The organism is Arthrobacter sp. Ha26 (assembly GCF_059091705.1).
The window spans coordinates 1-5,331 of the sequence record NZ_JBNHGX010000014.1 but is presented as its reverse complement, the minus strand read 5'-3'; the positions used below and the strand labels follow the sequence as shown (position 1 = coordinate 5,331).

General features: G+C 54.8%; 2 rRNA genes. Both read left to right on the top strand.

The window, feature by feature from the left end:
* The first annotated feature begins 181 nt into the window (after positions 1-181).
* Positions 182-1,707, top strand: a 16S ribosomal RNA gene (locus tag AC5RVY_RS19025).
* A gap of 493 nt (positions 1,708-2,200) precedes the next feature.
* Positions 2,201-5,326: ribosomal RNA gene (locus AC5RVY_RS19020) — 23S ribosomal RNA — on the top strand.
* Together the 16S and 23S rRNA genes form the textbook arrangement of a ribosomal RNA operon.
* The last annotated feature ends 5 nt before the right edge of the window (positions 5,327-5,331 follow it).

Genomic DNA, 5,331 nt, shown 5'->3' with positions numbered 1-5,331 from the left:
TGTGTCTGTTGTTTGAGAACTCAATAGTGTGCCAAGTTTGTTGATACCGATTTTTTATAAAAATTGGTTGAATTTGCTGTGCCGCCACCCCGTGGTTGGCATGGTGTTTTTAGCTGGTTTCAAATTTTGTGCAGCCATGGCTGGTGTTATTTCCGCTGGTTTTGGTTGTGTCTGTTTTTCTTCAACGGAGAGTTTGATCCTGGCTCAGGATGAACGCTGGCGGCGTGCTTAACACATGCAAGTCGAACGATGATCCGGTGCTTGCATCGGGGATTAGTGGCGAACGGGTGAGTAACACGTGAGTAACCTGCCCTTAACTCTGGGATAAGCCTGGGAAACTGGGTCTAATACCGGATATGACTCCTCATCGCATGGTGGGGGGTGGAAAGCTTTTTTGTGGTTTTGGATGGACTCGCGGCCTATCAGCTTGTTGGTGAGGTAATGGCTTACCAAGGCGACGACGGGTAGCCGGCCTGAGAGGGTGACCGGCCACACTGGGACTGAGACACGGCCCAGACTCCTACGGGAGGCAGCAGTGGGGAATATTGCACAATGGGCGAAAGCCTGATGCAGCGACGCCGCGTGAGGGATGACGGCCTTCGGGTTGTAAACCTCTTTCAGTAGGGAAGAAGCGAAAGTGACGGTACCTGCAGAAGAAGCGCCGGCTAACTACGTGCCAGCAGCCGCGGTAATACGTAGGGCGCAAGCGTTATCCGGAATTATTGGGCGTAAAGAGCTCGTAGGCGGTTTGTCGCGTCTGCCGTGAAAGTCCGGGGCTCAACTCCGGATCTGCGGTGGGTACGGGCAGACTAGAGTGATGTAGGGGAGACTGGAATTCCTGGTGTAGCGGTGAAATGCGCAGATATCAGGAGGAACACCGATGGCGAAGGCAGGTCTCTGGGCATTAACTGACGCTGAGGAGCGAAAGCATGGGGAGCGAACAGGATTAGATACCCTGGTAGTCCATGCCGTAAACGTTGGGCACTAGGTGTGGGGGACATTCCACGTTTTCCGCGCCGTAGCTAACGCATTAAGTGCCCCGCCTGGGGAGTACGGCCGCAAGGCTAAAACTCAAAGGAATTGACGGGGGCCCGCACAAGCGGCGGAGCATGCGGATTAATTCGATGCAACGCGAAGAACCTTACCAAGGCTTGACATGAACCGGAAAGACCTGGAAACAGGTGCCCCGCTTGCGGTCGGTTTACAGGTGGTGCATGGTTGTCGTCAGCTCGTGTCGTGAGATGTTGGGTTAAGTCCCGCAACGAGCGCAACCCTCGTTCTATGTTGCCAGCACGTGATGGTGGGGACTCATAGGAGACTGCCGGGGTCAACTCGGAGGAAGGTGGGGACGACGTCAAATCATCATGCCCCTTATGTCTTGGGCTTCACGCATGCTACAATGGCCGGTACAAAGGGTTGCGATACTGTGAGGTGGAGCTAATCCCAAAAAGCCGGTCTCAGTTCGGATTGGGGTCTGCAACTCGACCCCATGAAGTCGGAGTCGCTAGTAATCGCAGATCAGCAACGCTGCGGTGAATACGTTCCCGGGCCTTGTACACACCGCCCGTCAAGTCACGAAAGTTGGTAACACCCGAAGCCGGTGGCCTAACCCCTTGTGGGAGGGAGCTGTCGAAGGTGGGACTGGCGATTGGGACTAAGTCGTAACAAGGTAGCCGTACCGGAAGGTGCGGCTGGATCACCTCCTTTCTAAGGAGCACCTACAAGCTTTCATGCCGCGTATGTGGTGGTGGGGGTTTGTCAGGAGTAAAGGCCCGTTGCGCAGACGCAAGTTCTGCGGCGGGTGCTCATGGGTGGAATATCAACAAATAGCGGCCGCTTTTTTCTTTCTCCTTCTTCAGTACGGTCCCTTTGGGGTCCTGGAACGGTGGGTGGGGGTTGGGGGTGGTTTAGTGTTTGGCACACTGTTGGGTCCTGAGGCAACAGGGCCGGGTTTTGCCCGGGTTTGTTTGTTTCTGGTTTCCTGGCTGCACCGATCACGCATGTTGTGTGTGTGGGGTGTGTGGTTTGGGGTTGTTGTTTGAGAACTACATAGTGGACGCGAGCATCTTTTATAAGAAGCAATTTCCAAGAATATGAACCTGGATCTGTCCGGGGTGCTGTTGCTGTGGCCTTTGGGTTGTGGTGGTGGTTCCCGGGTGGTTTTCATGGTTCTCTCGAAAATTACTGATTGATCTTTTGTGGTCAAGTTTTTAAGAGCACACGGTGGATGCCTTGGCATTAGGAGCCGAAGAAGGACGTAGGAATCTGCGATAAGCCTGGGGGAGTCGATAACCGGACTGTGATCCCAGGGTGTCCGAATGGGGAAACCCCGCCAGACGCGCGAGTGATCTGGTGACCCGCATCTGAACACATAGGGTGCGTGGAGGGAACGCGGGGAAGTGAAACATCTCAGTACCCGCAGGAAGAGAAAACAATAGTGATTCCGTTAGTAGTGGCGAGCGAACGCGGATCAGGCTAAACCGTTCCATGTGTGATAGCCGGCGGGCGTTGCATGGTCGGGGTTGTGGGACTTTCCATACCAGCTCTGCCGGGTTGGTGAGGTGTGATGTGCAGGCATAGGTGAACGGTCTTGAAAGGCCGGCCAGAGAGGGTGTGAGCCCCGTAACCGTAATGTTGTGTACCGCCTGGAGAGTATCCCAAGTAGCACGGGGCCCGAGAAATCCCGTGTGAATCTGTCAGGACCACCTGATAAGCCTAAATACTCCCTAATGACCGATAGCGGACCAGTACCGTGAGGGAAAGGTGAAAAGTACCCCGGGAGGGGAGTGAAACAGTACCTGAAACCGTGTGCTTACAATCCGTCGGAGCAGTCCTAGTTACTGTGACGGCGTGCCTTTTGAAGAATGAGCCTGCGAGTTAGTGTTACGTCGCGAGGTTAACCCGTGTGGGGAAGCCGTAGCGAAAGCGAGTCTGAATAGGGCGTTGCAGTGGCGTGATCTAGACCCGAAGCGAAGTGATCTACCCATGGCCAGGTTGAAGCGACGGTAAGACGTCGTGGAGGACCGAACCCACTTCAGTTGAAAATGGAGGGGATGAGCTGTGGGTAGGGGTGAAAGGCCAATCAAACTTCGTGATAGCTGGTTCTCCCCGAAATGCATTTAGGTGCAGCGTTGCGTGTTTCTTACCGGAGGTAGAGCTACTGGATGGCTAATGGGCCCTACAAGGTTACTGACGTCAGCCAAACTCCGAATGCCGGTAAGTGAGAGCGCAGCAGTGAGACTGTGGGGGATAAGCTTCATAGTCGAGAGGGAAACAGCCCAGACCACCAACTAAGGCCCCTAAGCGTGTGCTAAGTGGGAAAGGATGTGGAGTTGCTCAGACAACCAGGAGGTTGGCTTAGAAGCAGCCATCCTTAAAAGAGTGCGTAATAGCTCACTGGTCAAGTGATTCCGCGCCGACAATGTAGCGGGGCTCAAGTACACCGCCGAAGTTGTGGCATTCAGATATTTGCTAAGCCCTTGTGGTTCAGGCGTCTGGATGGGTAGGGGAGCGTCGTGTGGGCAGTGAAGTCGCGGTGTAAACCAGCGGTGGAGCCTACACGAGTGAGAATGCAGGCATGAGTAGCGAAAGACGGGTGAGAAACCCGTCCGCCGAATGATCAAGGGTTCCAGGGTCAAGCTAATCTGCCCTGGGTAAGTCGGGACCTAAGGCGAGGCCGACAGGCGTAGTCGATGGACAACGGGTTGATATTCCCGTACCGGCGAAAAACCGCCCATGCTGAACAGGGGATACTAACTGCCCGAGACCTGCCCGACACCCCTTGTGGGTGAAGGGTTTTGGTGGAGCGCAGGACCTGATCCTGGGAGGCAAGCGTATTAACAGGTGTGACGCAGGAAGGTAGCCGAGCCGGGCGATGGTTGTCCCGGTCTAAGGATGTAGGGCGAACGGTAGGCAAATCCGCTGTTCATGATGCCTGAGATCTGATGGGACCCCCGTATGGGGGGATTTGGTGATCCTATGCTGCCGAGAAAAGCATCGACGCGAGGTTTTAGCCGCCCGTACCCCAAACCGACACAGGTGATCAGGTAGAGAATACTAAGGCGATCGAGAGAATTATGGTTAAGGAACTCGGCAAAATGCCCCCGTAACTTCGGGAGAAGGGGGGCCCCAACCTTGAACGGACTACGCGTCCGGGAGGGGATCGGGGCCGCAGAGACCAGGGGGAAGCGACTGTTTACTAAAAACACAGGTCCGTGCGAAGTCGCAAGACGATGTATACGGACTGACTCCTGCCCGGTGCTGGAAGGTTAAGAGGACCGGTTAGCCTCACGGCGAAGCTGAGAATTTAAGCCCCAGTAAACGGCGGTGGTAACTATAACCATCCTAAGGTAGCGAAATTCCTTGTCGGGTAAGTTCCGACCTGCACGAATGGAGTAACGACTTCCCCGCTGTCTCAACCATAAACTCGGCGAAATTGCAGTACGAGTAAAGATGCTCGTTACGCGCAGCAGGACGGAAAGACCCCGAGACCTTTACTATAGTTTGGTATTGGTGTTCGGAGTGGCTTGTGTAGGATAGGTGGGAGACGTTGAAGCCCGGACGCCAGTTCGGGTGGAGTCATCGTTGAAATACCACTCTGGTCACTTTGGACATCTAACTTCGGCCCGTAATCCGGGTCAGGGACAGTGCCTGATGGGTAGTTTAACTGGGGCGGTTGCCTCCTAAAAAGTAACGGAGGCGCCCAAAGGTTCCCTCAGCCTGGTTGGCAATCAGGTGTCGAGTGTAAGTGCACAAGGGAGCTTGACTGTGAGAGAGACATCTCGAGCAGGGACGAAAGTCGGGACTAGTGATCCGGCGGTACATTGTGGAATGGCCGTCGCTCAACGGATAAAAGGTACCTCGGGGATAACAGGCTGATCTTGCCCAAGAGTCCATATCGACGGCATGGTTTGGCACCTCGATGTCGGCTCGTCGCATCCTGGGGCTGGAGTAGGTCCCAAGGGTTGGGCTGTTCGCCCATTAAAGCGGTACGCGAGCTGGGTTTAGAACGTCGTGAGACAGTTCGGTCCCTATCCGCTGCGCGCGCAGGAAATTTGAGAAGGGCTGTCCTTAGTACGAGAGGACCGGGACGGACGAACCTCTGGTGTGTCAGTTGTACTGCCAAGTGCACCGCTGATTAGCTACGTTCGGATGGGATAACCGCTGAAAGCATCTAAGCGGGAAGCTCGCTTCAAGATGAGATTTCCATACACCTCGTGTGTGAGAGGCCCCCAGCCAGACCACTGGGTTGATAGGCCGGATGTGGAAGCGAGGACTAACGACTCGTGAAGCTGACCGGTACTAATAGGCCGATAACTTACACCACACACC